Source organism: Desulfovulcanus sp. (assembly GCF_982781345.1).
This window is the reverse complement of record NZ_CEYAEZ010000103.1, coordinates 1-3,213: the sequence shown is the minus strand read 5'-3', so window position 1 is coordinate 3,213 and position 3,213 is coordinate 1. Positions and strand designations below refer to the sequence as shown.

Annotated in this window: 3 protein-coding genes; all 3 read right to left on the bottom strand. The window is 42.0% G+C overall.

Going from position 1 to position 3,213, the window contains the following annotated elements; genetic code table 11:
- Positions 1–112: 112 nt before the first annotated feature.
- Entirely contained in the window at positions 113–910 is a 798-nt protein-coding gene (locus tag AC3WVG_RS11225) for an ExeA family protein (RefSeq protein WP_488798208.1), read from the bottom strand.
- Positions 903–2,468 carry a DDE-type integrase/transposase/recombinase gene (locus AC3WVG_RS11220; RefSeq protein WP_488798207.1) on the bottom strand — a complete coding sequence of 522 codons (1,566 nt, stop codon included), beginning with the start codon at positions 2,466–2,468 and terminating at the stop codon, positions 903–905. The genes AC3WVG_RS11225 and AC3WVG_RS11220 overlap by 8 nt, the downstream gene beginning before the upstream one ends.
- A 62-nt stretch (positions 2,469–2,530) precedes the next feature.
- Positions 2,531–3,213 (bottom strand): hypothetical protein (locus tag AC3WVG_RS11215; protein WP_488798206.1); only part of this gene is annotated, 683 nt, incomplete at its 5' end.

The window sequence follows — 3,213 nt, the reverse complement described above, 5'->3', positions numbered from 1 at the left end:
GGGAAAGATATAAGAACAAGACAAAGATTGCGCAGTTAACTGGCCATGACTGGAATGTTATGTCCCGAATTAATCTACCTCTAAAGTCCCAGATTAAACTACCCTAAGATTTTCAAAGATTATCCCATTCTTGAATAATATTTTCGATTAGTTTTTCATCCACCATGGTTTGTTTCTGTTCTGTTGCACGATAAAGGGCTTCGTGGGCCAGAGTATTGATAACTCTGGGCAGTCCTTCAGAATGATTAAAAAGCAAAGTAACAGCTTCATTGGTAAAAACAGATTTTGTTTTTCCCGCTAACTTTAAGCGGTGCATAAGGTAGGGTTCTATTTCATCCCGCTCCAACCCAGTGAGATGATGGGCAAAGGAGATTCTTTGCTTCAAGGCAGCATAGGGAACCATTTTTAGGCGGCCTTTAAGGATTGGATGCCCCAGGAGGAAAATGGAAAGGTAATCCCTGGAATCCATGCGAAAGTTAGTCAGCAGTCTAATTTCTTCCAGCACAATATCACTCAGGTTTTGGACCTCATCGATAATCAGTACGGTTCTCAACTTTTGTTTGCGGGAGATGTTGCTCAATTCTTCTTTTACTTGAGCAGTAACATCAGCGATAAAGAATTTGGGCTGCAGCCCTAAGGCAGAAGCCAGAACCCGGAAGAATTCTCGAGTTTTGCGGACGGTCTGAGAAAGATAAACCAGCTTGTAAGAGTTGTGATTAAGGGAATTAAGGAAAAAACGCATGAAAGTTGTTTTACCGCTGCCGATTTCTCCTGTGAGCAGAGCAATCCCCTGAGTTTCCAGGAAATGCTGGCAGCGTTTTTGTAAGTAAGCAAGCTGACGGGAGATAAATATTTTGCTGATATCCTTTTTGAAAGGGAAATGAGTAAAACCAAAGAAAGCTCTAAGCATGATGACGACCTCCTTTCTTAAGATGAGCTTCAACGATCTTCTGTAGATAAAAAGAGATGTGTTGTTTGATCCCTCTAAGTTCAACTAATCTTTCTAAAGTTTGAACAGCCAGCTTTTTGTTGAAGGGTCCGTATTTATTAAAATATTTTTCGGTTTCTTTTTTTTCAAAGGCTTCGAGATGAAAACCTTTGCGCTGTAAAAGGATAAGCAAATCCGCCAGAGTAAAACGATTATCAGAAGGTCTTACTCGAGGACCAAAGAGAAGCTCTTCTTTTTGGCTGCGATGTTCAATTACCAATTGTTTTAGATAATCAGAATTGGTTTCAGCCTTAGCTGCGGGAGCAATTTCTTTTTTCCTGCGCTGAGGAGACAACCTTAAGATTCTGGCCTGTTGGAAGAAATCCCCAGCCAGATAGACTTTGACTACTTCCAAATCATCAAGATCAAAGCGGATTTCCACTTCTTGTCGAACCAGCGCTGGCATAACCTCATACCAATTGCCCATGAGAGAGAAGGTGCAATCCTTATGGACCTTCCTTTTTTCTCGATAAAGAAAAGCATCTTTGAGTTCTTCTTCACTGGGATAACGTAATTTATCCCTGTAAGCCAGGAAAACATCCAAGGGTTTAGCTTTAATGCCAGCGTGTTCCTTGTGCTGATATTCCAACTCCAGCCAGGCTTGCCAAGCTTCATTAAGTTGCTCAAGGGTTAAAATGTTACTGACTGATAGCTCGGGCATAAAAGAAGAACGCACATAACCAAAAAATCTTTCTACCTTACCTTTGCCTTCTGGAGAATATGGTCTGGCAAACATTAATCTGATTCCCAGATGAGCGCAAATGTTGGCCAACTGCTTAGATGAATAAATCTTGCCATTATCCACGTAGATCTTCTTAGGCAGCCCCATTTTTTGGATAGCTTTGCGCAAACAATGTTCCAGGTTGGAGAGTTTGGCGTCAAAGAAAAATTGAGCGTGAAGGATAACCCGGCTGCGGTCATCCAACCAGGCCAACAATTGAGTTCTGATCTTTTTGGTTGGATTGTTTGGATCAGGCAGATAAGGGCCATACATCTGGTCTGATTGCCAGAGGTCGTTGGGATTTTCAGCCTGATATCTTTGCCAGTAGCCTTTTTCTTTAGGTACTCTGGCAGTTAAATGTTTCCGTTGAAAAATACGATGGAGAGTTGATTTTGTTAATTTACCCACTTCAATCACCTTTTCCATTTCTAATATTTTAATAACAGTTCTAAGTGTTCTTTGAGGTACTGCGATTTTTAAATTACAAGCTTTTTGGATTACTTCATTATTTACTGCCCTGGACTTGCCGTAATCACCACGAGCTTTGGTTTCCAACCCATCAAAGCCAAATTTGCGATAACGTTTGTACCAACTACGGATGGTTTCGCGGCTGAAACGTCTTTCTCTGCCGCAAGGTAGTTGATGAATCTTGGCTGCAATGGCATCAAACAGCCTGTTCTTTTCTCCTCTTTTCAAATCCGGATCCAATAAGGGCGCCATGAGGCGATAACGGAACAAAGATTTTTCATTTTGGGTCATTGTTTCTACCTCCGTTTAAAGTTTGCCGCTCCGCCTTTGGCGGACTTTTTCCTCACCTCCAATCATGGTGGTTGAGGAAAATTATCCCGTTTTAAGCCGTTTGGGTCATTGGCAAACCGTGTTGGTGAGGACTTTTTACCTGTTTTAAGGCGGGAGATAAAAATCAGCCAGACCAAAAAGTCTTTGGGCTCAACCAGAGAGGTGAAATATTCCCGCAGGACATACAATTGATAAAGAAGATTCAGACGGGGCTGTTTGTTTTGAGACCGGGCTGAGGGGAAATTAGCGCTAAACAACCGTTTATCTTTTTCAAATCGGAAATTTGGTTTAAATTTGGCCAGAGTTTCTCTGGCTATTCCGCAAAGTTCTTTGGCCATGGCAGCAAAAGTATCCAGCCAGCGCCAGAGGGTTTCCTGACAGCAGGGCAGAGATTCCAGGTTCTGGAAGATTTTGGTATAGCCGGTCGATCCAGTAACGTATGCCTCAATGCCAGGTTCAATTTCAGGAACAGTATAATGTTTGTGGGGAAGAAGGAAAGGCGGTAACCAACCCAAACAAGCGCCACAATCTAAACAGAATAATCTTTGGATTAAAACATTGGTTTTCTTGCGGATATAGGCGCCGTAGCGAATAACATTGGCGCTACCGCACCTCTGACAGCCAACAACCGTAAAGTCTATCCTGTTAAAATTTTCCCGATAAGACTTGACGTCTCTGGTTTGATAGAATAATCTTAATTGGCTCT

What these genes read in the sequence shown, in the direction of transcription:
- AC3WVG_RS11225 (WP_488798208.1), bottom strand. Translation starts at nt 910, where the DNA reads ATGCTTAGAGCTTTCTTTGGTTTTACTCATTTCCCTTTCAAAAAGGAT.
- AC3WVG_RS11220 (WP_488798207.1), bottom strand. Translation starts at nt 2,468, where the DNA reads ATGACCCAAAATGAAAAATCTTTGTTCCGTTATCGCCTCATGGCGCCC.